Raw genomic sequence first — 23,978 nt, 5'->3', positions numbered from 1 at the left:
GGCGTCCGGCCCGTCCGGCATACTCGACGGGTGAGTACCCTTCCCGAGATCCGCACCCTGCCCGTGCCCGACGGCCTGGAGGGCGAGCGCGTAGACGCCGCCATTTCCCGCATGTTCGGCTTCTCCCGTACGAAGGCGGCCGAGCTCGCCTCGACGGGCAAGGTGCATGTCGACGGCTCGGCCGTCGGCAAGTCGGAGCGGGTCCACGGCGGCGCCTGGCTCGAGGTCGAGATGCCGCAGCCCGCCGCGCCGGTGCGGGTCGTCGCCGAGCCGGTCGAGGGCATGGAGATCGTGTACGACGACGAGGACGTGGTCGTCGTCGTCAAGCCGGTCGGCGTCGCCGCGCACCCGAGCCCCGGCTGGACCGGTACGACCGTGATCGGCGGCCTGGCCGCCGCCGGGTACCGCGTCTCCACCTCCGGCGCCGCCGAGCGCCAGGGCATCGTGCACCGCCTGGACGTGGGCACGTCGGGCCTGATGGTGGTGGCCAAGTCCGAGCGGGCGTACACCTCCCTCAAGCGCCAGTTCAAGGAGCGCACGGTCGACAAGCGCTACCACACCCTCGTCCAGGGCCACCCCGACCCGACCAGCGGCACGATCGACGCCCCCATCGGCCGCCACCCGCAGCACGACTACAAGTGGGCGGTCACCGCGGAGGGCAAGCCCTCCGTGACGCACTACGACCTGATCGAGGCGTTCCGCGCCGCCTCCCTGCTCGACGTGAAGCTGGAGACCGGGCGCACCCACCAGATCCGCGTCCACATGGCCGCCCACCGCCACCCCTGCGTCGGCGACCTCACCTACGGCGCCGATCCGACGCTCGCCAAGCGGCTGGGGCTGACCCGTCAGTGGCTGCACGCCGTCCGCCTCGGCTTCGAGCACCCCGGGGACGGTGAGTGGGTGGAGTTCAGCAGCGACTACCCCGAGGACCTGCGGCAGGCCCTGGACAAGGTGCGTGAGGAGACCTACGCATGAGCACGCCGACCACCGGCGAGCAGCCGTACGAGGTGCGCGTCGCCGAGGACCCCGCCGACCGTGAGGCCTGCTTCGCGGTGCGCAAGGAGGTCTTCGTCGTCGAGCAGGGCGTGCCGCAGGACATCGAGTACGACGTCCACGACGCCGGCGCGGTCCACGTACTGGCGTTGCGCCGGGCGGACGGTGCCCCGCTCGGCACCGGCCGGCTGCTGTACGGCGAGGCGGCCGCGGCCAGGAACGGCGGCGAGCCGTCGGTGGGCTCGCTCGGCCGGCTCGCGGTGGTCGAGGAGGCGCGTGGCCTCGGAGTCGGCGCGGCACTCGTGCGCCGCATGGAGGCCGTCGCCCGGGAGCGCGGCCTGACCGCCGTCGATCTTCACGCGCAGACCCACGCGCTGGGTTTTTACGAGCGGCTGGGGTACGAGGCGTACGGGCCGGAGTTCCCGGACGCCGGAATACCCCACCGGGCGATGCGGCGCCCCGTCTGAGACGGGCGGGGCGGCGGCGCGACGGGGGACGGCCGGCGGAGTGTGCCGGTGCGGCCCCCGCCGGGGGCGGCGTGGCAGTCTGGATCCCCGGCCCCTCTTGATCGTCCCAGACCCCGGGAGCGCCGACCGTGGATCAGCTGGCCCTGTTGTTCGTGCTGTTGGTCGGGGCCGTGGTCAGCGTCCCGGTGGGGGACCGGTTGAAACTGCCCTCGCCGGTGCTGATGACGCTGCTCGGACTCGTGCTGGCGCTGCCCGACTTCGTCCCCAACGTCGACATCCCGCCCGACCTGATCCTGCCCGCCCTGCTGCCGCCGCTGCTGTACGCGGCGGTCCGGCGCACCTCCTGGCGGCAGTTCACGGCCAACAAGCGGCCCATCTTCCTACTGGCCGTGGCCCTGGTGTTCGTCACCATGATCGCGGTCGCCGCGGTGGCGGGCGCCGTCGTCCCGGGGCTGCCGGTCGCCGCCGCCGTCGCGCTCGGCGCGCTGGTCGCGCCGCCCGACCCGATCGCCGCCACCGCCGTCGCCGGACAGCTCGGGCTGCCCCGCCGCCTCGTCTCCATCCTGGAGGGCGAGGGCCTGTTCAACGACGTCACCGCGATCACGCTCTACCACGTGGCCATCGCCGCCGCCGTCAGCGGCTCGTTCTCGCTGCCCGGCGCCCTGCTCGAACTGCTGCTCTCCGCGGTCGTGGCCATCACGGTCGGCGCGGCCCTGGGCTGGGTGTCCAACAAGATGATGGACGTGCTCGACGACGCCACGCTGCAGATCGGACTCACCCTGCTGGTGCCGTTCGCGTCCTACGTCCTGGCCGAGGAGCTGCACGGCTCGGGGGTGCTGGCGGTGCTCACCACCGCGCTGTTCCTCGCGGAGTACGGCACCGACCCGGACGACGTGCTGACCCGGCTCGCCGGGCACCACTTCTGGGAGGTCGTGGACACCCTGGTCACGGGCGTGGCCTTCGGGCTGATCGGTCTGGAGCTGCACCACGCCATCGGGACGGCCGCGGGGCGCTGGGGCGAGATGCTCGGCTGGGCCGGGGCGGTCGTCGGCGTCGTGATCCTCGTCCGCCTGCTGTGGCTGCTGCCGGCCACCTGGCTGACCCAGCGGCTGCACAACAGACGTGACCAGGAGGAGGACATCCCGACCAGCTGGCGGGAGACCATCGTGATGTGGTGGTCGGGGATGAGAGGGGTGGCCTCGGTCGCGCTGGCGCTGGCCGTCCCGCTGGAGATGGACGACGGCTCGCCCTTCCCCGACCGGGACGAGATCGTCTTCATCGCCTTCGCGGTCATCGTGGCCACGCTCGTCCTGCAGGGGCTGACCCTGCCCTGGCTGGTGCGGCTGCTGGGGGTCCGGGCCGACACCGAGCGGGAGAAGGAGTTCGAGAAGGAACTCGCCGTCCGCGCGGCCCGGGCTGCCAAGAAGCGCCTCGTGGAGATCGAACGGGAGGAGGATCTGCCCGAGGATCTGTTCGAGCAGATGCAGCGCCGGGCCTTCGACCTCGGGGTGCGGATCACCCCCTATGTGGTGGAGGACGAGCGGATGCAGGCGCACGAGAAGCGGGTGCGACGGATGAAGCGGATCCGGCGGATCCAGGGCGAGATGCTGAGCGCCGCCCGGCACGAGATCCTCGCGGCCCGCGGCGAACCGGGCGCGGACCCCGAAGTCGTCGACCGCGTCCTGCGCCACCTGGACGTGCGCAGCCTGCGCTGACCGGGACCGCGTTGACCGGCCCCCGACCGCCAGGCTCCGGTCCTTTGGCCCCCGGGGGTGCGGGCACGGCACGGTGGTGTTCGGTCCTGCCCGGGGGCCGGCGGGGCCTGGTCCGAGCCCGGGGGAACCGAGCCGCGCTCAGCCCTGCGGAGGGCCGGCGGGGCTCGGTCCTGTCGGGGGACCGGCGGGGCTCAGTTCTTGTCGGGGGACCGGTCGGACGTGACCCAGCCCGCCCCGTCCGGCTGCCTGGACCTGGTGCCGCCGGAGCGCCCGCGCTTCGCCTCGTCCGAGGGGGCGGGCCGGGCGCCGGGCACGGAGAAGCGGCCGTCGAGATGGTGCGGCGGCCGCACCGCCTCCGCCGTGTTGACCCGCGGCAGCGCGTACGGATGGTGCTCGCTCAGCCAGCGGATCATCTCCTCGCGGACGGTGACCCGTACCGTCCAGATGTCGTCCGCGTCCTTGGCCGTCACCAGCGCCCGCACCTCCATGGTGTTGGGCGTGGTGTCGGTGACCACCAGGCCGTAGGCGCGCCCGTCCCACGCCGGGCAGTGCCGCAGGATGTCCCGCAGCCGCTCGCGCATCGCCTCCACGGGCGCGCTGTGGTCGACGTGGAAGTAGACCGTGCCGGTCATCTGCACGCCACCGCGCGACCAGTTCTCGAACGGCTTGGAGGTGAAGTACGACACCGGCATGGTGATCCGGCGCTCGTCCCAGGTCCGCACCGTCAGGAACGTCAGCGTGATCTCGTCGACGGTGCCCCACTCGCCGTCCACCACCACGGTGTCGCCGATGCGCACCATGTCGCCGAAGGCGATCTGCAGCCCGGCGAACATGTTGCTGAGGGTGGACTGCGCGGCGACACCGGCGACGATGCCGACAATGCCCGCGGAGGCCAGGATCGAGGCGCCGGCCGCCCGCATCGCGGGGAACGTCAGGAGCATCGCGGCGACCGCGACCACCCCGACGACCGCCGAGACGACCCGCATGATCAGCGTGACCTGGGTCCGCACCCGGCGTACCCGCGCCGGGTCGCGGTGGGCGCGGGCGTACCGGCTGTACGACGTCTCGACGACCGCCGCCGCGATCCGGATCACCAGCCAGGCGGCGGAGCCGATCAGCACCAGGGTCAGGGTCCGGCCGATGCCCACGTGATGGTGTTCGAGGAGCTTCGCCTCGTCGTAGGAGCCTCTCAGCACGGCCGAGCACAGCACGAGCTGGTAGGGGATGCGGCCGCGGCGCAGCAGACCCCACAGCGGGGTCTCGTGGTGCCGCTGGTCGGCCTGGCGCAGCAGACGGTCGCAGGCCCACCCGAGGAACAGGGTGAGCACGACCGCGCCGCCGACGACGATCAGTGGGCGGAGTACGTTCTCCATGCCTGTGAACGTAACCGGCGTGGACGACCATGAACATGTGTCGTCCCGGCGATCCCGGGTACCGCCCCGCCCCCGGCCGCCCCCGCGTGAGCGACCTCACGCTCTCCGGCACCCGGGTCCGGGGGTGCCGGGGCGGGCCCGGCGGTCGGTGACTGTCAGTGGCGGCTGGCACCATGGGGCGCATGGACATCATGCTCTTCCACTCGACGTACGGACTGCGGCCCGCCGTCCACTCCGCCGCCGACCGGCTGCGCGCCGCCGGACACCAGGTCTGGACCCCGGACCTCTTCGACGGCCGTACGTTCGACTCGGTCGAGGAGAGCCAGGCCTACCGGGAGGAGCTCGGCAAGGAGGGGCTGCTGAAGCGGGCGGTGCTGGCCGCCGCCCCGTACTCCGAGCGCGGCCTGGTCTACGCGGGCCTCTCGCTGGGCGCCGCGACCGCCCAGACCCTTGCCCTCGGCGACGCCAAGGCGCGCGGGCTGCTGCTCCTGCACGGCACGTCGGACCTCGCGCCGAACGCCGCGGTGGACGACCTTCCGGTGCAGTTGCACGTGGCCGAGCCCGACCCGTTCGAGCCGGACGACTGGCTGAGCGCCTGGTACCTGCAGATGCGCCGGGCGGGCGCCGACGTCGAGGTGTACAGATACGCGGGCGCCGGCCACCTCTACACCGACCCCGGCCTCCCCGACTACGACGAGGAGGCCGCCGAGGCCACCTGGCGGGTGGCGCTCGGTTTCCTCGGGGCGCTCGAGCCCTCCTGAGGCGACCACTCGTACCCGCGCGGACTCACACCGGATCGTGGGCCCGCTCCACCTGCTGCGTGCCGCTGCGGGTGCGGTACGACCGGGCCCAGGAGGAGGACGCGGCCGGGTCCCGGCGGTCGGACACGACGTAGAAGTCCATCTGCGCCCGCTCGCGGTCGAGGTCGAGCACCCCGTAGCCGTGCCGGTCGGTGTCGACCCAGCGGACGTGCTTGTTGGCGGCCCGGATCAGTGGGGCGGCCATCGCCGAGACGGTGCCCTCGGGCGCCTTGACGAAGTCGTCGAGGTTGTCGGAGGTGATCGAGGTGACCACGAACTCGGTGGCGGCGGAACCGGACCGAGGGTACGTACTGGCCTCGTACGGCACGTCGTTGGCCCAGGCCATGTGGATGTCGCCGGTGAGGAAGACGGTGTTGCGGATGCCGTGGTCCCGCAGGTGCGTGAGGAGTTCGCGCCGGTCCTGCGTGTAGCCGTCCCACTGGTCGGTGTTGAGGGCGAGCCCCTCCTTGGGCTTTCCGAACAGCTGGGCCAGGGGCCGCAACAGGGCGGCGGAGAGGGAGCCCACGGCGAACGGCGCGATCATCACCGAGTTCCCGACCAGGTGCCAGGTGGTGTCGGACGTCGTCAGCCCGGCCTTGAGCCAGTCGAGCTGGGCGCGCCCGGTGAGCGTACGGCCGGGGTCGTCGACCGATCCGCTGCCGGTGGCCGCCTGTTCGGAGCGGAAGGAGCGCAGGTCGAGCAGGGACAGGTCGGCCAGTGTGCCGAAGCGCAGCCGCCGGTAGGTGGTGCCCTCGGTCGCGGGCCGGACCGGCATCCACTCGAAGTACGCCTGTTTCGCGGCGGCCTGGCGGTCCGTCCAGGCGCCCTCGGCGGCCTCGCTGTGGTTGCCCGCGCCGCCGGACCAGGCGTTGTCGGCGAACTCGTGGTCGTCCCAGATCGCGACGACCGGCGCGGTGTGGTGCAGGGCCTGCAGATCGGGGTCGGTCTTGTAGGTGCCGTGGCGCACGCGGTAGTCGGCGAGCGTGACGATCTCGTGCGCCGGGGCGTGCGGGCGCACGACGGTGCCGCGGTGGGCGTACTGGCCGGTGGGGAACTCGTAGATGTAGTCGCCGAGATGCAGCCAGGCGTCCAGGTCGCCGCGGGCGGCAAGATGACGGTAGGCGGAGAAATGCCCGGCCTCCCAGTTGGCGCAGGCGACCACGCCCAGGCGCAGACGGCCGACGGGGGCGTCGGCGGCCGGGGCGGTGCGGGTGCGGGCGACGGGGGACTCGGCGGTTCCCGCGGTGAAGCGGAACCAGTAGTCGGTGGCCGGCCGCAGTCCGCGCACGTCCGCCTTGACGGTGTGGTCGCGGGCTGCGGTCGCGGTGGTGGACCCCTTGGCGACGATCTCGGTGAACGCCCGGTCGGCGGCGACGACCCAGCCGACCCGGACGTCCGGGCCCAGCCCGGAGCCGGGCATCGCTTCGGGGGTGGGGGTCACCCGGGTCCACAGCAGGATGCCGTCGGGAAGGGGGTCCCCGGAGGCCACGCCGTGCAGGAAGGCCGTGGTTCCGGGCGCGGCCCGGGCGGGCAGGGCGGCGGCCAGCGGTCCGACGAGCCCCGCGGTCGCGGCGGCCGCCTTGACGACCGTCCGGCGCAGCGGGGCGAGCGCGTCCGCGAGCCGGGAGGTCTCCTCGGGGGAGGTGGAGGGCGCGGGTATGGAGGGCGTCGGCGTGGACGGTGCGGGCGCGGCGGCGGGGGTGCGGGTGTTGTCGGACGATCCGTGTCGGCTGGGAGTCACGGACGATCAGGCTAGTGACTGCCACCGGCCGCCGGGGGACGAACTCGCACAAGCCCGCCCGCTGTCGGCCTTCGGCGCCGGAAGTCGGCACCTCGGGGCAGTCGGGAACACCGGCGCCGCGCGGCTGTCGGGAAGGAACGCCGAAGCCGCGCGGCTGTCGGGAAGGAACACCGGCGCCGCGCGGCTGTCGGAGGAACGTCGACGCCGCGCGGCCACCTGCGTCAGGACGCGAGCGCCTTGCCGAGCGCGGTGTTGTAGTCCGCCGTCGTCATCGGGGCGTTCTTGCCGTCGCCGCCGGTGACGATCTTGCCGTCCATCATCAGCGTCGGGGTGCCCTGGAAGCCGTACTTCTTGCCGTCGGCGTCGAACTTGTCGCTCATGACCAGGGCCCACTTGTCGTAGGTGCCCTTCTTCACGGCGTTCTGGAAGGTCTTGTTGCCCTTCAGCTCCTTCACCGTGTCCGCGACCTTGATCAGGTAGTCGTCCTTCGCGAACTTGTCCTCGGTCTCCTCGGGGTGGTACTTGGTCGAGTAGAGCGCGCTCTTGTAGTCGAGGAAGGCCTCGGGACTGACGTTCAGCGCGGCGCCCAGCGCGCTGAGGGCGTTCTTGGAGCCCTCTCCCGGGATGTTGTTGTCGATGAACGTGGCACCGACGTACTGGATCTTGTACTTGCCGCTGTCGACGTCCTTGTGGACCGTCGAGCCGACGGACTGTTCGAACTGGGCGCAGACGGGGCAGCGCGGGTCCTCGTACATGGTGAGGGTCTTCTTCGCGCTGTCCTTGCCGACGACGACGGTCGTGCCGTTCTTGCCGGTGGTGTGGGCGGGCTGGACGAGCTTCTGGTCCCGGACCGCCTCCCAGCCGTCTGGCTTGTTGGCCTGCACGACCGCGTAACTGATGCCGCCGGCTATCGCGAGGACCGCGACGATGGAGCCGGCCACGATGACCTGCCGCTTGGTCTTGTCGCGCTTGGCCTGGCGCTCGCGCTCCTGGCGCAGCCGCTCGCGGGCCGCCGACTTCGCCGCCGGGCTGTTTCGCTTGCTCATGTGGGTGATCTCCGTGGGAACGCGCGCACCGGTCGGGTGCGCGGGATGCTTCGGGGTGGGGGCCGTGCTCGGGTGCCGTCCCGCCTCGTGCGAGGGCGCGTGCCTCAGACGAGGGCGAACGCGCACGCGGGTGCGAGTGCGGAGGCGGGAACGGTGGCGTGCGGCGGGCCCCGAAGGCCCAGGGAGTGCGCGAAGAGCCGGGTGCGCGGGGCGGGGGCCGCCGGGGGCGCGGGAAGCACGGAGTGGCTCGCCGTGCGACGTCGTATCGTGACCGCGGCGACCGCCAGCAGCAGCGGCCGGAAGGAGGCCGCGGCGGCCGCCCGCAGCAGCTGGGCCAGGGCCCGCTCGCCGCGGCGCAGCCAGGCCGCCGCGAGCAGCCCCACGCTCACGTGGGCGGCGAGCAGCAGCCAGGCGGTGACCGGGTCGGCGAGCAGGGCGGAGACCCGGGCGGCGCCGGAACCGGTCATGTGGGTGAGCGGGCTGCCCACCTCGCCGCCGCGGCACAGCACGTCCCAGCCGACCGAGCGCAGCGGACCGGTGACGGGGCCGCCCGCGGGGCCGTAGCAGGTGTGCTGGCCGGTGGTGAAGACCGTGTCGGCGCCCAGTTCCAGCGGGACCAGCAGCGCCGCGATCCGTCCGAAGCCGCGCTCGCGGCCGGCCAGGAGATAGGCGACGGCGAACACGGCGGCGGCGGTCGCCGTCACCGTGCCCGTCGGCAGCGGGACCCCGGACAGCAGCACGTGCGACGCGGTGCCCAGCGTCACGACGAGCGCCGTGAACACCGCCGCGCGTACGGCTCTGAGGTGGGTCGCTGATATGTCCATCGCGCTGGAGAGTGTCCCATGCGCTCCGGTAAGCGGCCCCTAAAGGGGAGCTGTGCGTTACCGGAGCGTTGTGGTGGGCGGAAGCCGGCCGAGGTGGCCGGTCGGGGGGTGGAGGTCAGAGGCCGGGGATGCGGCCGTTGCGGAACAGGTCGACGAAGATCTGGTGATCGGCACGCGCGCGTGCGCCGTAGCTGTGCGCGAAGTCCACCAGGAGGCCGGCGAAGCCCGCGCCGTCGTCGGCGTAGGCGGCGATCGCGGCGTCGATGGCGCGCTCGGTGGAGAACGGCACCAGGGACTCGCCGGACTGGTCGTCCGCCGCCGCGTGCATCGTGGCGGTGGCCCGGCCCAGGTCGGCGACGACGCCGGCGATCTCCTCCGGGTCGTCGATGTCGCCCCAGTCCAGGTCCACGGCGTAGGGCGAGATCTCGGCGACGAGCTGCCCGGCGCCGTCCAGTTCCGTCCAGCCCAGCCAGGGGTCGGCGTGCGCCTGGAGGGCGCGCTGGGAGATCACCGTGCGGTGGCCCTCGTGCTGGAAGTAGTCGCGGATCGCCCGGTCCGTGATGTGCCGGGAGACGGCCGGGATCTGGGCCTGCTTGATGTAGATGACGACGTCGTTCTCCAGGGCGTCGCTGTTGCCCTCCAGGAGGATGTTGTACGAGGGCAGGCCGGCCGAGCCGATGCCGATGCCGCGCCGGCCCACGACGTCCTTCACACGGTAGGAGTCCGGGCGGGTCAGGGAGGACTCCGGCAGCGTCTCCAGATAGCCGTCGAAGGCGGCCAGCACCTTGTAGCGGGTGGCGGCGTCCAGTTCGATGGAGCCGCCGTCGGGCGCGAAGCGGCGTTCGAAGTCGCGGATCTCCGTCATCGAGTCCAGCAGGCCGAAGCGGGTCAGCGAGCGGGCGTCGCGCAGCGCGTCGAGCAGCGGGCCCTGGGCGGTGTCCAGGGTGAACGGCGGCACCTCGTCGTCCTTGGCGCCGGTGGCCAGGGCGTGGATCCGCTCCCGGTAGGCGCCCGCGTAGATCCTGACCAGCTCGGAGATCTGCTCGTCGCTGAGCGCCTTGGCGTAGCCGATCAGGGCGACCGAGGCCGCCAGCCGCTTGAGGTCCCAGAGGAACGGGCCGACGTACGCCTCGTCGAAGTCGTTCACATTGAAGATCAGCCGGCCGTTGGCGTCCATGTACGTGCCGAAGTTCTCCGCGTGCAGGTCGCCGTGGATCCACACCCGGGAGGTGCGCTCGTCCAGGTACGGGCCCGTGAGGTCGCCGTCGCCCGCCGCGTCCAGGTCGTGGTAGAAGAGGCACGCCGTGCCCCGGTAGAAGGCGAACGCGGAGGCCGCCATCTTGCGGAACTTCACGCGGAACGCGGCCGGGTCGGCGGCCAGGAGCCGGCCGAAGGCGGTGTCGAAGACGGCGAGGATCTCCTCGCCGCGGTGCTCGGCGGTGAGCTGCGGGACCGACATCGCTGGGTGCCTCCAGGTGCAGGGTGATGCGTGACGGATGTGACGGGAGCGACGTCCGCCGGGCCGGACGACGGGCGGTGGCCCCGCCGGTCCGTCCAACGCGCGGCGGCCGGCGGAAGTGCCCGCGCCCCGGGTGCCCGGACGACACGCGCGGGCCTGCCGTGCCCCGCACGCGCGGGGCCGCGGACTTCGGTGCCTCCCCCGCACGAAGGTACGCGGAGGGGGCCCGCCGGTGTCAGTGCCGGGGCATAGACTTCCGAGCTGACCCCCGGACTGTCCGCCAGCCCGCCACCCAGCGTTTCCCCCTGGAGGCCGAACGTGTCGAAGCCGTTCACGCACCTGCACGTCCACACCCAGTACTCGATGCTGGACGGTGCCGCGCGGCTGAAGGACATGTTCGACGCGTGCAACGAGATGGGCATGACGCACATCGCCATGTCCGACCACGGCAACCTGCACGGGGCGTACGACTTCTTCCACTCCGCCAAGAAGGCGGGCGTCACGCCGATCATCGGCATCGAGGCGTACGTCGCCCCCGAGTCCCGGCGCAACAAGCGCAAGATCCGCTGGGGCCAGCCGCACCAGAAGCGGGACGACGTGTCCGGTTCGGGTGGTTACACCCACAAGACGATCTGGGCGGCGAACGCCACCGGACTGCACAACCTCTTCCGGCTCTCCTCCGACGCCTACGCCGAGGGCTGGTTGCAGAAGTGGCCCCGCATGGACAAGGAGACCATCTCCCAGTGGTCCGAGGGGCTGATCGCCTCCACCGGCTGCCCCTCGGGCGAACTGCAGACCAGGCTCCGCCTAGGGCAGTTCGACGAGGCGCTGAAGTCGGCCGCCGAGTACCAGGACATCTTCGGCAAGGACCGCTACTTCCTGGAGCTGATGGACCACGGCATCGACATCGAGCACCGGGTCCGCGACGGCCTGCTGGAGATCGGCAGGAAGCTCGGCATCCCGCCGCTGGTCACCAACGACTCGCACTACACGTACGCGCACGAGGCGAGCGCCCACGACGCCCTGCTGTGCATCCAGACCGGCAAGAACCTCTCCGACCCCGACCGCTTCAAGTTCGACGGCACCGGCTACTACCTGAAGTCCGCGGACGAGATGTACGCCATCGACTCCTCGGACGCCTGGCAGGAGGGCTGCCGCAACACGCTCCTGGTGGCCGAGCAGGTCGACACCACGGGCATGTTCGAAAAGCGCGACCTGATGCCCAAGTTCGACATCCCCGAGGGCTACACCGAGGTCACCTGGTTCAAGGAGGAGGTGCGCCGCGGCATGGAGCGCCGCTTCCCCGGCGGCATCCCCGAGGACCGCCAGAAGCAGGTCGAGTACGAGATGGACGTCATCATCCAGATGGGGTTCCCGGGCTACTTCCTCGTGGTCGCCGACTTCATCATGTGGGCCAAGAACAACGGCATCGCGGTGGGCCCCGGCCGAGGCTCCGCGGCCGGCTCGATCGTCGCCTACGCCATGGGCATCACCGACCTCGACCCGATCCCGCACGGCCTGATCTTCGAGCGCTTCCTCAACCCCGAGCGCGTCTCCATGCCCGACGTCGACATCGACTTCGACGAGCGCAGGCGCGTCGAGGTCATCAGGTACGTCACCGAGAAGTACGGCGCCGACAAGGTCGCCATGATCGGCACCTACGGCAAGATCAAGGCCAAGAACGCCATCAAGGACTCCGCGCGCGTGCTGGGCTACCCGTACGCGATGGGCGACCGCGTCACCAAGGCGATGCCCGCCGACGTCCTCGGCAAGGGCATCGACCTCAACGGCATCACCGACCCCTCGCACCCGCGCTACAGCGAGGCCGGCGAGGTCCGCGCGATGTACGAGAACGAACCGGACGTGAAGAAGGTCATCGACACCGCCAAGGGCGTCGAGGGACTGGTCCGGCAGATGGGCGTGCACGCGGCCGGCGTGATCATGTCCAGCGAGACCATCACCGAGCACGTGCCCGTCTGGGTCCGGCACACCGACGGCGTGACCATCACACAGTGGGACTACCCGAGCTGCGAGTCGCTCGGCCTGCTGAAGATGGACTTCCTCGGCCTGCGCAACCTGACGATCATGGACGACGCCGTCAAGATGGTGAAGTCCAACAAGGGCCTCGACATCGACCTGCTGTCGCTGCCGCTGGACGACCCCAAGACCTTCGAACTGCTCCAGCGCGGCGACACCCTCGGCGTCTTCCAGTTCGACGGCGGCCCCATGCGCTCACTGCTGCGCCTGATGAAGCCCGACAACTTCGAGGACATCTCCGCCGTCTCCGCGCTGTACCGGCCCGGCCCCATGGGCATGGACTCGCACACCAACTACGCGCTGCGCAAGAACGGCCTGCAGGAGATCACCCCGATCCACCCCGAGCTGGAGGCCCCGCTCAAGGAGGTCCTGGACGTCACCTACGGCCTGATCGTCTATCAGGAGCAGGTGCAGAAGGCCGCCCAGATCATCGCCGGCTACTCGCTCGGCGAGGCCGACATCCTGCGCCGCGTCATGGGCAAGAAGAAGGCCGACGAGCTGGCGAAGAACTTCACCATCTTCCAGGCGGGCGCCAAGAAGAACGGCTACAGCGACGAGGCGATCCAGGCCCTGTGGGACGTCCTGGTCCCCTTCGCCGGCTACGCCTTCAACAAGGCGCACTCCGCCGCGTACGGCCTGGTCTCGTACTGGACCGCCTACCTCAAGGCCAACTATCCGGCCGAGTACATGGCCGGACTGCTCACCTCGGTCAAGGACGACAAGGACAAGTCGGCCGTCTACCTCAACGAGTGCCGTCGCATGGGCATCAAGGTGCTCCCGCCCAACGTCAACGAGTCGGAGTCGAACTTCGCAGCCCAGGGTGACGACGTCATCCTCTTCGGCCTGTCCGCGGTACGCAACGTCGGCACCAACGTGGTCGATTCGATCATCAGGTCCCGCAAGGCGAAGGGAAAGTTCGCCTCCTTCCCGGACTACCTGGACAAGGTCGAGGCCGTCGTCTGCAACAAGCGGACCACGGAATCGCTCATCAAGGCGGGCGCCTTCGACTCCATGGGGCACACCCGCAAGGGGCTCACCGCCCAGTACGAGCCGATGATCGACAACGTGGTCGCGGTCAAGCGCAAGGAGGCCGAGGGCCAGTTCGACCTCTTCGGCGGCATGGGCGACGGCGACACGACCGAGCCGGGCTTCGGACTCGACGTGGAGTTCTCGCCCGACGAGTGGGACAAGACGTATCTGCTCGCCCAGGAGCGGGAGATGCTCGGCCTCTACGTCTCCGACCACCCGCTCTTCGGTCTGGAGCACGTGCTGTCCGACAAGGCCGACGCGGGCATCGCCCAGCTCACCGGCGGTGACTTCGGGGACGGCGCGGTCGTCACCATCGGCGGCATCATCTCCGGACTGCAGCGCAAGATGACCAAGCAGGGCAACGCCTGGGCGATCGCCACCGTCGAGGATCTCGCCGGCTCGCTGGAGTGCATGTTCTTCCCGGCGACGTACCAGCTCGTGTCGACACAACTGGTCGAGGACGCCGTGGTGTTCGTCAAGGGCCGGCTCGACAAGCGGGAGGACGTGCCGCGGCTGGTCGCGATGGAGCTCCAGGTGCCCGATCTGTCCAACGCGGGCGCCAACGCGCCTGTGGTGCTCACCATCCCTGCCACCAGGGTCACTCCGCCCATGGTCAGCCGCCTCGGCGAGATCCTCAGTCACCACAGGGGCGACAGCGAGGTGCGGATCAAGCTCCAGGGGCCCCGCAAGACCACGGTCCTCCGGCTCGACCGACACCGGGTGAAGCCGGACCCCGCGCTCTTCGGCGACCTCAAGGTGCTGCTCGGCCCGTCCTGCCTGGCGGGTTGACGGACCGGGGCGCGGTACGGGGTCGAGGGACCGGGGCCCGGGTCCGGGTTGAGGGGCCGGGGTGAACGCCCGGTGGAGATCCGGGTGGGCACCGGACCGTAGATCGGCGCGCACAGATGCACGCGAGGGGCGCATCCCGCACGGGATGCGCCCCTCTTGGTACGCCCGGCCTCAGTTGTGACCGAAGCTCTTCCGCTGCTTGCGGCCGGCCTGGGCCGGGCCCGCATCCGCCGGGGCTATCGAGGCGGCCTGCGCCTCCCGTTCGGGCCGGTGCGCCTGTTCCTGGGCGTGCTCGCCCTGGGCGGAGCGGTTCTGCGGACCGTTGTTCTTCTGCTGCTTACGGTTCTGGTTCTTGTTCTTGGCCATGGTGATTCGCCTCCTGAAAGGGATCTGGGGGCCAGGGACGGGATCAGACTCACACAGGCACACAAAGAACGCATTCCGGACAATTACCGTGTGTGACAAGGTGGCTGGCGGCACACCCGCCCGTGCGCCACGCCGAAGATCGAGTTCGGACCGTTAACCCCGTTGCCGTCGGGCAGACTCGAAGGAAGCCCGAAGCAAACCTCCCGGAAAGAGGTGGACCGCGTGGACCGCTGCATCGTCCTGGTGGACGCCGGATACCTGCTCGGGGCCGCCGCCAGCCTCCTCGCCGGTGAACCCTCCCGCTCCCGCATCACCGTCGACCACGCCGCCCTCATCCAGGGCCTGCGCGAACGCGCCGAGTCCGACACCCGGCAGCCCCTGCTGCGCATCTACTGGTTCGACGGCGCCCCCGACCGCGTACCGCAGCCCGAGCACCGCCGGCTGCGCGTGATGCCCCGGGTCACGGTCCGGCTCGGCGCCCTGACCCGCAGCGACGGGCGGTGGGCACAGAAGGGCGTCGACGCCGCCATGCACGCCGAACTGACCGAACTCGCCCGCAACAGGGCCTGCTCAGACGTGGTCCTGGTCACCGGGGACGGCGATCTGCTGCCGGGCATGATGGCCGCCAAGGAACACGGCGTCGCCGTCCACCTGTGGGCGGTGCAGGCCGCCGACGGCGACTACAACCAGTCCGAGGACCTGGTCGCCGAGGCCGACGAACGCCGGGTACTGGACCGCGTCTGGATCACCCGGGCCGTCCGCGCCAAGGAGTACGGCGGCGCCTGCGCGCCCCCGCACCTGCCCCGGCCGGAGATCGCCGCGATCCTCTCCGCCCCACTGCCGGAGTCCTCGCTCTCCGCCGGGCCCGAACGCCGGGCCGAGCAGCCGCGGCACGAGTCGGCGGCCGAGCCGCGCAACGGCTCGACGGAACGCGGCCCCGCCCACAAGGGCGTCCCCACCCCGAAGGACCTGGCCGCGCTGCGTGCCCCCGGCCCGCAGCCGACGTCCCCGCCGTCCTCGGCGACGCTGCGGTGGTCCTCCGACAAGGGCTGGGTCGACCGGCCCGGAGGGGAGTCCGCGGAAGCCGCCTCGCTGCCGACGCTCGCGCAGCTCACCAGCGCGGAACAGCGCTGGGCCGACCGCGAGGAGGACATCACCGCGGTCGGCGGCGACCCTCTGGAGGTCGGACAGGTGTTCGCCCGCCGGTGGGCGGAGCGCCTGACCGACCAGATCCACCTCCAGAAGATCTCCGGCATGTACCCCCGGGTGCCCCACCGCATCGACGGCGAACTGCTGCGCTACGCGGCACGCTTCGGCCTGCTCGCCCACAAGGACGACCAGATCGACGAGCAGGACCGCTACGCGATCCGAGCGGGCTTCTGGCGCGAGATCGACGCCAGAACAGCAACGGAACGAGTCCCGGCGGGGGAGTAAGCGCCTCGCAGGGGCCGGGCGCCTCACACAGGGGCGCGGGGCCGTGTCGATCCGCGGCTACCCCGCCGCGCGGGCGCGGCCGGCCCCCACCGGCGGTCGGCCGACGACGAACCCCGGGGTCCGAAGGACGGAGCCCTCCGAGGAGGGGAAGGGTGAGGGCGGCGGGGGCGAGAACCCCCTCCGGGCCCACCCGGACGAGGGTTTGTCGGCGATACCCCGTAGTCTCGTCCTTTGTGAATACGCGCACCGCACCGTCGACCTGGCAACAGGGCGACGTCGTACGCGTACGCGGGCTGACCAAGGTCTACCCCGCGCTCCGCGCCCGCCGCGGTACCGCCGCCACCCCCGAGATCCGCGCCACCGACGATGTCCGCCTCGACGTCCGCCGCGGCGAGATCTTCGGCCTGCTCGGCCCCAACGGCGCCGGCAAGTCCACCCTCGTCCGCCAGCTCACCGGCCTCATGCGCCCCGACCGCGGCAGCGTCGAGATCCTCGGCCACGACCTCGTGCGCCACCCCGAGCGCGCCTCCCGCATCCTCGCCTACCTCGGCCAGGAGTCCACCGCGCTGGACGAACTGACCGTCTCGCTCGCCGTCGAGACGACCGGCCGGCTGCGCGGACTCGACCTGCGCCGGGCCCGCGCGGAACGGGACGCCGTCCTGGAGGAACTCGGGCTCGTCCCGCTGGCCGCCCGCCCCCTGAACAAGCTGTCCGGCGGCCAGCGCCGCCTCGCCTGCTTCGCCGCCGCCCTGGTCGGCGAGCGGCCGCTGCTGGTGCTGGACGAGCCCACCACCGGCATGGACCCGGTCGCCCGGCGCGCCGTGTGGGCCGCCGTCGACCGGCGCCGCGCGGAACGCGGCACCACCGTGCTTCTGGTCACCCACAACGTCCTCGAGGCGGAGACCGTGCTCGACCGGGTCGCCGTCCTGCACCGCGGCCGCGTCGTCGCCTGCGACACTCCCGCCGGGCTCAAGGCCGAGGTGGCCGGCGAGGTCCGCGTGGACCTCGTCTGGCGCGACCGCCCGCCGCTGGACGTGCCCGAGGTCGCCGCCCTGCACGACAGAGTCGCCGAGTCCGGGCGCCGCTGGACGCTGCGGCTCGCCCCCGAGGAGGCCCGGGCCGTCGTCGCCACGGTCACCGGCGGCGCCGCCTTCGCCGCCCTGGACGACTTCACCCTCGCCACGCCCAGCCTGGAGGACGTCTACCTCGCCCTCGGCGGGGACACCAAGGGACTGGTGAAGGCGTGAGGCGGGCCGGTGCGGCGGCGAGCACGGAAGACGCCGCATCCGTACGGTCCCTACGGATACGGTCCGGCGGTCGTTCCGCACGGTCCGTACGGAACGACCGCCCGAGCGAGAAGGAGCAGCGCGTCGTGAGTGCCGTACCCGCCGGGACCCTGCCCGCCGTCCCCCGGGCGGCGTCGGACACCGACCCGGACGCCGTCCCGGACACGGCCACGGAGGCGGCCGTCCTCGGGCCGCGGGCCCGCCTGTGGCCCGCGCTCGCCGCCGTGTACAGGGCGCAGCTCTCCCGCGCCCGGGTCGCCCGCATCCCGCTGCTGTTCGTGGCGACGTTCCAGTCGATCGGCATCATGATCCTCATGCGCGGGGTCGTGGACGACGACGCCGGGGCACGCGCGGTGGTCGCCGGGTCCTCGGTCCTCGTCGTCGCCTTCGTGGCGCTCAACCTGCTGGCCCAGTACTTCGGGCGGCTGCGGGCCGACGGCGGCCTCGACCACTACGCCACCCTTCCGGTGCCGCCCGCCGCCGTGGTGCTGGGCGCGGCGGGCGCGTACGCCTCCTTCACGGTGCCGGGCACGGTGGTCACCGCCGTCTCCGGCTGCCTGCTGTTCGGCCTGCCGCTCGGCCACCTGTGGATCCTGGCCGCGGTGATCCCGCTGTCAGGGGCCGCGCTGTCCGGGCTCGGCGCCGCCCTGGGGCTGCTCGCCCCGCGCCCCGAACTCGCCACCCTGCTCGGGCAGCTCGGCATGTCGGGGGCGCTCCTTCTCGGCGTGCTCCCGGCCGGCCGGCTGCCGGAAGTGGTCCGCCTCGCGCGCGACCTGCTGCCGTCCACGTACGGTGTGGAGGCGTTCGCGCGGACGTTCGGGGGACACCCGGACTGGACGCACGTCCTCGGCGACCTCGCCGTATGCGCGGGCGTCGGGCTCGCCTCGCTGGCCGTGGCGACCTGGGCGTACCGGCGCGCGGCCGTCCGGTGACGCGACCGACCGAGCCGTCCGGTGACGCGACCGACCGATTCGACTGGCACGATGACAGGGTGACCGCTCCGTTGACTCCTCCGCCCCCGCAGGAACCGTCCCGCCGTGACCAGGCCGGACAGCAGGCCCCCGCCCCGTCGGCCGCGTCCACACCGTCCGCCCCGGCGGCGCCGGGGGCCGCGTACGAAGGGTGGCGGAGCCCCGACGGCGCGGCCGTGCCCGGCGCCGTCGACCCGGGCTGGTCGGCGTACGGACAGGACGGACCCGGAATGAAGACCGAAGTGCGGGAGGCGGTCGTCGTCGCGCTGGGCGTGGCGGTGACGGGGGCGCTGCTCGGGGTCCTGTGGTGGTGGCTGGCGCCGCACGTGCCGTTGGTCGGTGACGTGGTCGGCAAGAACTGGGTCGTCTACCTCAAGGACAGTGAGGGCGAGCAGGCGATCGGGGTGGACGGGACGTTCGCGCTGCTCGCGCTGGCGTTCGGGGCGGTGACCGCGCTGGTGACGTTCCTGGCGCGGCGGCGGGGCGGTGTGCCGCTGGTGGTGGGGCTCGCCGTGGGCGGGCTGCTGGGGTCCCTGCTCGCGTGGCGGCTGGGGATCTGGCTGGGGCCCTCGCAGGACGTGGTCGCTCACGCGAAGAGCGTCGGCAAGGGTGTGACGTTCTCCGCGCCCCTGAAACTGGGCGCGAAGGGGGCGCTCCTCGCGTGGTCGCTGGGCGCGCTGGTGGTCCATCTGGGCCTCACGGCACTGTTCGGCCCGAGGGACCCGGAACCGACACCGCTGCCGCTGCCGCCGGTGGACTGACGGGGGCGGGGGAGCGCGACAGGGGCCCCTCGGCCGGTGGCCCCCGGCCGGGGCGCGGTCACGCTGGCCGCGCTCCCGTGTACCGCCTCCACGTGCTTACGTACTCACGTGCCTCTACGCGCCCCGCGCGATCGGTGCGACGACCGCCTCCGTCAGGGACGCCAGGTCGCCCGGGGCGAGCTCCACCTCAAGACCTCGCCGGCCCGCCGACACGCACACCGTGTCGTGGGCGGACGCGGACGCGTCCAGGACCGTCCGCAGCCTTTTGCGCTGGCCCAGCGGCGAGATGCCGCCCCGCACGTACCCCGTCGTCCGTTCCGCCAGCGTCGGGTCTGCCATCGCCGCGCGCTTGCCGCCCACCGCCGTCGCCAGTGCCTTGAGGTCGAGCGAGCCCGCCACCGGGACCACACCGACCACCAGTGCGCCGTCCACGTCGGCCACCAGCGTCTTGAAGACCCGGTCCGGGGAGACGCCCATCGCCTCGGCCGCCTCCTCGCCGTACGACGGGTGGGAGGGGTCGTGTTCGTAGGAGTGGACCGTGTACGTCACCCCCGCGGCTGTCAGCGCCACCGTCGCCGGTGTTCCGCCCGGCTGCTGCTTCTTCGCCTTCTTCGCCATCCCGACCCTCGTGTCGCCGTGTGCCGTGTCCGTCGCGCCGGGGTCAGTTGAGGCTCTGCGGTCCCCGCGTCAGCTCCGCCGCCGGCAAGGACGGCAGGTTACGGATGATCGCGGTCTCCGCGCGAAGGAGTTTCAGTTCGTCCCGCAGCCGCGAGGCGATGTCCGGGGCCTGGAGCAGCCGCTGCTTCGCCGGGGTGTCCAGCATCGCCGCCGCCGCGACCAGGTACGACACCACGGACGGCTCGTCCGGCAGTTCCCCGCCCGCCGACAGCGATCCCTCCCGCGCCCCGGCCAGCCGCTTCTGGTACGCGCGGAACGCGCGCAGCACGCCCTCCGCCAGGGTCCCGGCGCCGTCGCCCGGTTCCTCCTCGAGCTCCTCCAGCTCGGCCGTCAGGAAGGCGCCAGAGGTGTCCACCGAGAGCAGCCGGACCCGGGTGGTGCCGGTGGCGAGCACCTCGAACGTGCCGTCCGGCCGCTCCCGGATGGTCGCCGCCTCCGCGACGCATCCCACCGTGTGCAGCGCCTTGACGGGATCGTCCCCGAAGCCCGCCGCGGGCCCCAGGTCGGGCACGGCGGTCGGATCGGGCAGGCCTGGCGCGCTGGGCGCGACCTCGTGGCCGTCGCGGACGGCGACGACGGCGAAACGGCGCGGTTCCTCCTCGGGGGTCTTCAGCAGTTCGCGCATCATGGCGCGATAACGCTCCTCGAAGATGTTCAGCGGCAGCACGAGCCCCGGGAAAAGCACCGAGTTCAACGGGAAGAGCGGAAGCCGGACGGTGGTCACGACGGGACAGCCTAATGGTCGTGCGGCCGGGACCGGCCGGTGCGGTCACCCGGCGGGCACGGATCGGTCGCGCCGGGTGGGCGCGTGGGGCGCGGACCGCCCGCGTACGGCGGCCGGCCGGACGCCACCCTGAGCCGCGCACCGGTCCGTACGTGCAGGAACCGGGCGAGCGGGTCCTCGTCCTCGCGGTCCCAGGGGAAGGAGGTGGCGTACGGCCCGATCAGGCGGAGCTGCTCCAGGGCGTCCTCCCAGCGGTGCAGGCGGACCAGCACGTGGACCAGGAGGTTGCGCACCTCCGCCGGCCAGGGGTCGGCGGGCGCGTACCCCGTGGAGAGCGCGACCGCCCGGTCCGCCGCCGCGTCCAGCCGCCCCCGCGCCACGGCGGGACCGCCCCGTGCGGCGAGGTAGGCGTGGGCGGCCCGGACCGGCAGCGCCTGCACCAGGGATCCGGGGAGCGCGTCCTGCGCGGCCCGTTCGGCGAAGTCGAAGCACTCCCGGTGGCACTCGGAGCGGGAGGCGCCCCCGGCGCCGCAGGCGCCCGAGAGGTACCGCAGGGCCGCCACATGGCATCCGTAGTGGTGCGGGGAGCGGCGCACCGCCTCGACCCACAGCCGTTCGAACTCGGCGTGTCCGGCGCGGGCGCCCCGGGCATGGTCCAGGGCGATGCGCCAGGGCACGGGGTCGCCGCCGCCGTCCGCGGTGACCGCCGTGAGGAGCGGAGTCGCCCGGCGCAACAGTTCGGCACGGGCCGGGGAGGCCCAGTCGCGGTCCACCGCGAGCTGGGCCCCGACCAGCAGGGCGTCGGGGGAGTCGGGAGCGGCGGCGCACCAGGCGTCGAACCACTCGCCGCGCGAGCGGGCGAACAGCGCGAGCCGCCGGACGTAGCCGTCGCGGTCCTCCCAGGCGGCGGCCTCACGGGTGCCGGCGAGCAGCGCGGCCGCCGGGCCGTACTCGCCGCGTCCGGCCGCGGCGAGCACGGGGGAGAGACGGTCGTCGGGCGCGTCGAGCAGCACCTCGTCGTCCGGAACGAGCCCGTCCGGCAGGAGCCCGTCCAGGACCAGCCCGTCATGGCGGAGCCCGCTCTGGACGGGTTCGTTCGGGACGAACCCGTGCGGGACCGGTCCGGCGGGTCGCGGGGCATTCCGGGACGGCCGGGCGTTACGGAGCAGGGCGCGCAAGCGGAGCATGGTGCCGACCATTGAAAACACGCAGGTCGGAAACGCGCCAGAGGTGCGGACGAAACCCGGATTGGTTGTACGGGAAGAGGTCAAGGCGCGGTAAAAGGTGAGCGTTTCTCATCTCACCTGTCGCACAGTCGTACGCCCGCCCCATGACGGCCGGGCCGGGCCCGCCGGGCGGCCGGCCCGATCGCGGAGCAGCCTTGTCGGGATGCCGCCCCGGTCCGGTTCTGCCCCGCAGGATGTGGGCCCGGTAGCCGATCGGCCCCGAGTGAGGATGTCCCGAAGACGGTCGCTCCTGTGCAGGGACATACGGCTCGCGGTCGGCCCCGCGCGGGGAGGCCAGGCGGTCGGCCCCATGCGGGCCCCGTCGGCGGTCGGCCCCGTCGCCGGCCTCGTCCGCGGGGAGCCCTTCCGCCAGGAGCCCCTCCGCGAAGATCCCCTCCGCGGGTATGCCTTCCGCGGAGACCCCCGCGGGGACCCCTGCGCGGGGGATCCCCCCGCGCGGGGGATCCCCCCGCGCAGGGGTCAGCTCCGCCGCAATGTCCGTGTCGCGCCCGCCGCCACCGTCGTCGCCAGGACCCAGCCGAGCATGATCACCGCGGCCGCCAGCCACTGCCAGCCGCCGCGCAACTGCCACTGGCCGACCTGGCCGAAATCGATCACCGGCAGCAGCAGATCCAGCGCGAACAGTGGGGCGTTCCAGTGCGGATGCCGCTCGGGATCGGCCGGCGGCGGATCGTTCTGCGCGAACGCCAGCGACGCGGCCGCCCACAGCACCGCCATCCACACCGCCGCCCGCCCCGGCCGGTACCCGTAGGCCACCGTCCAGTCCTGCGCGTATCCCCACAGTTTCGCGGCGAGCGGCAACGTCTCGCGGCGACGGCGCTGCTTGGCGAGCAGCACCTCCCGCGCGTCCTCGTCCTCCCCGGAACCGCGCAGCACCGCCGCGAGCCGCTCGTAGGGTTCCGGGTCGTACTCGGCGGTCGCCGCGGTCACCCACTCCACCCGCCGGGGCAGCGGGAAGGCGTCCTGCGGCACCAGGTTCTCGTAGGCGAAGCCGCCCATGTGCAGCCGGCCGGGGCCGGGCCAGCTCGTCGTGCGGTCGACGAGGTTGCCGATCCGGGCGCCCGACAGCACCACCCGCCCGCGCTCCGGCCGCTCCCCGAGGAACCGCAGCTCCGGCGTCTGTACCCGGCGCAGCGACAGCTCCTGGTCCTCCCGGAAGAGGAACCGGGCGCCCTCCAGGTCGACGGAGTCCCCGAACCGCCCGTCGTCCAGCCGGATCCCGCCCCGTGCCTCGAAGCGCTGCACCAGCGTGCCGCGGGCCGGCGTGGTGCCGCTGGTGAGCACCGGGTTGCCGAGCCCGGCAGGGCTCAGGTAGAGCGTACGTTCGACGCTGAGCTGGGGGGCGTTCAGCGCGTTCCGGGTGGTCGAACTGGTCAGCCGGGCGCCCCGCAGGCTGAGCGACACGCCGATCTGGGCGCTGCGCAGGCTCAGTTCGCCCTCCGTGCGGAGCATCTCGCCCTGCAGATCCTGCCCGACCGAGATGCCGTCCGCGATGATCGCCCGGCCGGTGCGGTCCGGGCCCACGATCGCCTGATTGAGCAGCAGATCGGTGCCTATGCGGGCGTCGGTGAGCCGGATGCCGCCGGGGACGCGGCAGCGCGGCAGGTGCAGATCGCCCTCGGTGTGCACCCGCGCCGCCTCCAGCCGGGGCACCGCGCAGTCCAGCAGCCGCACCGTCGTGAAACGCGCCTCCGGCAGCCGCACCTCCTGCTCGAAGCGGCAGCCCGTCATCTCGACATAGGGATCGACCGTGCCGCCCGCGAGGTCGAGGGGGTCGGTGATCCGCACACCGGTCAGCTTGAGCGAGGAGACCCGCCCGGCCAGCGCGGGCGGACCGTCCAGCAGCAGCCAGCAGACCACCAGGGCGCGGACCGTACGCTCGGGGCCCCAGGGGGCGCCGCCGTGCGGATCGTCCACGCCCGCGTCGCCGCTGCGCAGGTCGTAGACGGTGCCGGCGCGGAACGCCTGCCACATGCCGGCCTCGACGGTGGTCAGTCCGCCGGGAACATCTGTCGTGGCGCGCAGGCTGTCACTCTCGGTCACGGCGCGCCCGTCCTCCCCGTCACGGTGCCCCCTTCCTGCCTCACAGGTGGCGTTACTCGCGGGTTGGTACAACCGGTGATGCCCACTGCGTCACGGGTTGAACACTCAAAGTGAGCACGAACTTCTCCCTCCGCCTTCCGTGCGTGACGTATCAGCCACTGATACGGACGGACGGTCACCGCCCGCGGTCTGAGA

19 protein-coding genes are annotated in these 23,978 nt (G+C 72.4%); 9 read left to right on the top strand and 10 right to left on the bottom strand.

Features of this window, described 5'->3' with window-relative positions; translation table 11 throughout:
* The first annotated feature begins 30 nt into the window (after positions 1–30).
* From QFZ64_RS09565 to QFZ64_RS09555, 3 genes are all read left to right on the top strand, one after another.
* The gene (locus QFZ64_RS09565; RefSeq protein ID WP_307064362.1) at positions 31–975 is read left to right on the top strand and encodes an RluA family pseudouridine synthase; all 945 of its coding nucleotides are present in this window, start codon (positions 31–33) and stop codon (positions 973–975) included.
* Positions 972–1,460 (top strand): GNAT family N-acetyltransferase, encoded by a 489-nt coding sequence (locus tag QFZ64_RS09560; RefSeq protein ID WP_307064361.1) that lies wholly within the window; start codon positions 972–974, stop codon positions 1,458–1,460. Before QFZ64_RS09565 ends, QFZ64_RS09560 begins: the two co-directional genes overlap by 4 nt.
* Positions 1,461–1,588: 128 nt before the next feature.
* Positions 1,589–3,175: a Na+/H+ antiporter gene (locus tag QFZ64_RS09555; RefSeq protein ID WP_307064359.1), complete on the top strand. Its 1,587-nt coding sequence runs from the start codon at positions 1,589–1,591 to the stop codon at positions 3,173–3,175.
* Positions 3,176–3,366: 191 nt separating this feature from the next.
* On the opposite strand, the gene QFZ64_RS09550 is transcribed toward QFZ64_RS09555, so the two are convergent.
* Positions 3,367–4,548, bottom strand: a complete 1,182-nt coding sequence (locus tag QFZ64_RS09550) for a mechanosensitive ion channel family protein (RefSeq protein ID WP_307064357.1) — start codon at positions 4,546–4,548, stop codon at positions 3,367–3,369.
* 182 nt (positions 4,549–4,730) lie between these two features.
* Here QFZ64_RS09550 and QFZ64_RS09545 point away from each other — a divergent pair, with 182 nt between their 5' ends.
* Positions 4,731–5,309 carry a dienelactone hydrolase family protein gene (locus QFZ64_RS09545; protein ID WP_307064355.1) on the top strand — a complete coding sequence of 193 codons (579 nt, stop codon included), beginning with the start codon at positions 4,731–4,733 and terminating at the stop codon, positions 5,307–5,309.
* A 25-nt stretch (positions 5,310–5,334) separates the two neighbouring features.
* Here the strand turns inward: QFZ64_RS09545 and QFZ64_RS09540 are convergent, their stop codons facing one another.
* The 4 genes from QFZ64_RS09540 to QFZ64_RS09525 all read right to left on the bottom strand — a co-directional run bounded on the left by QFZ64_RS09540 (position 5,335) and on the right by QFZ64_RS09525 (position 10,418).
* On the bottom strand, positions 5,335–7,008 hold the full coding sequence (locus QFZ64_RS09540; RefSeq protein ID WP_373430730.1) for an alkaline phosphatase: 1,674 nt from the start codon (positions 7,006–7,008) through the stop codon (positions 5,335–5,337).
* A gap of 302 nt (positions 7,009–7,310) precedes the next feature.
* Complete coding sequence (locus tag QFZ64_RS09535) at positions 7,311–8,135, bottom strand: thioredoxin domain-containing protein (protein ID WP_307064353.1); 825 nt, start codon at positions 8,133–8,135, stop codon at positions 7,311–7,313.
* A gap of 104 nt (positions 8,136–8,239) precedes the next feature.
* Positions 8,240–8,959, bottom strand: a complete 720-nt coding sequence (locus QFZ64_RS09530; RefSeq protein WP_307064351.1) for a hypothetical protein — start codon at positions 8,957–8,959, stop codon at positions 8,240–8,242.
* A gap of 115 nt (positions 8,960–9,074) precedes the next feature.
* The gene (locus tag QFZ64_RS09525; RefSeq protein WP_307064349.1) at positions 9,075–10,418 is read right to left on the bottom strand and encodes a DUF2252 domain-containing protein; all 1,344 of its coding nucleotides are present in this window, start codon (positions 10,416–10,418) and stop codon (positions 9,075–9,077) included.
* A 318-nt stretch (positions 10,419–10,736) separates the two neighbouring features.
* Between QFZ64_RS09525 and dnaE the strand changes: the two genes are divergently transcribed.
* Complete coding sequence (dnaE, locus tag QFZ64_RS09520) at positions 10,737–14,273, top strand: DNA polymerase III subunit alpha (RefSeq protein ID WP_307064347.1); 3,537 nt, start codon at positions 10,737–10,739, stop codon at positions 14,271–14,273.
* 171 nt (positions 14,274–14,444) lie between these two features.
* Here dnaE and QFZ64_RS09515 read toward each other — a convergent pair whose 3' ends face one another.
* Positions 14,445–14,639, bottom strand: a complete 195-nt coding sequence (locus QFZ64_RS09515; protein ID WP_307064345.1) for a hypothetical protein — start codon at positions 14,637–14,639, stop codon at positions 14,445–14,447.
* A 222-nt stretch (positions 14,640–14,861) separates the two neighbouring features.
* On the opposite strand from QFZ64_RS09515, the gene QFZ64_RS09510 reads away from it, so the two are divergent.
* The 4 genes from QFZ64_RS09510 (at position 14,862) to QFZ64_RS09495 (ending at position 19,091) form a co-directional block, all read left to right on the top strand.
* Positions 14,862–16,073 carry an NYN domain-containing protein gene (locus QFZ64_RS09510; RefSeq protein WP_307064344.1) on the top strand — a complete coding sequence of 404 codons (1,212 nt, stop codon included), beginning with the start codon at positions 14,862–14,864 and terminating at the stop codon, positions 16,071–16,073.
* Positions 16,074–16,306: 233 nt separating this feature from the next.
* A complete protein-coding gene (locus tag QFZ64_RS09505; RefSeq protein ID WP_307064342.1) occupies positions 16,307–17,320 on the top strand; it encodes an ABC transporter ATP-binding protein in 1,014 nt (337 codons plus the stop codon).
* A 125-nt stretch (positions 17,321–17,445) separates the two neighbouring features.
* Positions 17,446–18,291 (top strand): ABC transporter permease, encoded by an 846-nt coding sequence (locus QFZ64_RS09500; protein ID WP_307064339.1) that lies wholly within the window; start codon positions 17,446–17,448, stop codon positions 18,289–18,291.
* A gap of 59 nt (positions 18,292–18,350) precedes the next feature.
* Positions 18,351–19,091 (top strand): AAA family ATPase, encoded by a 741-nt coding sequence (locus QFZ64_RS09495; protein WP_307064337.1) that lies wholly within the window; start codon positions 18,351–18,353, stop codon positions 19,089–19,091.
* Between the two features lie 114 nt (positions 19,092–19,205).
* On the opposite strand, the gene ybaK is transcribed toward QFZ64_RS09495, so the two are convergent.
* The 4 genes from ybaK to QFZ64_RS09475 all read right to left on the bottom strand — a co-directional run bounded on the left by ybaK (position 19,206) and on the right by QFZ64_RS09475 (position 23,783).
* Positions 19,206–19,709, bottom strand: coding sequence for a Cys-tRNA(Pro) deacylase (gene ybaK, locus QFZ64_RS09490; protein WP_307064335.1), 504 nt, complete (start codon positions 19,707–19,709; stop codon positions 19,206–19,208).
* A gap of 43 nt (positions 19,710–19,752) precedes the next feature.
* On the bottom strand, positions 19,753–20,493 hold the full coding sequence (locus QFZ64_RS09485) for an LON peptidase substrate-binding domain-containing protein (RefSeq protein WP_307064334.1): 741 nt from the start codon (positions 20,491–20,493) through the stop codon (positions 19,753–19,755).
* Between the two features lie 11 nt (positions 20,494–20,504).
* Positions 20,505–21,692 carry a hypothetical protein gene (locus QFZ64_RS09480; RefSeq protein WP_373430573.1) on the bottom strand — a complete coding sequence of 396 codons (1,188 nt, stop codon included), beginning with the start codon at positions 21,690–21,692 and terminating at the stop codon, positions 20,505–20,507.
* A 507-nt stretch (positions 21,693–22,199) separates the two neighbouring features.
* Positions 22,200–23,783: an oxidoreductase gene (locus tag QFZ64_RS09475; protein ID WP_307064329.1), complete on the bottom strand. Its 1,584-nt coding sequence runs from the start codon at positions 23,781–23,783 to the stop codon at positions 22,200–22,202.
* Positions 23,784–23,978: the final 195 nt, after the last annotated feature.

The sequence above is a fragment of the Streptomyces sp. B3I8 genome (genome assembly GCF_030816915.1).
Taxonomy (GTDB): Bacteria; Actinomycetota; Actinomycetes; order Streptomycetales; family Streptomycetaceae; genus Streptomyces.
The sequence above is the reverse complement of the archived record's forward strand: the minus strand, read 5'-3'. Positions and strand labels throughout refer to the sequence as shown.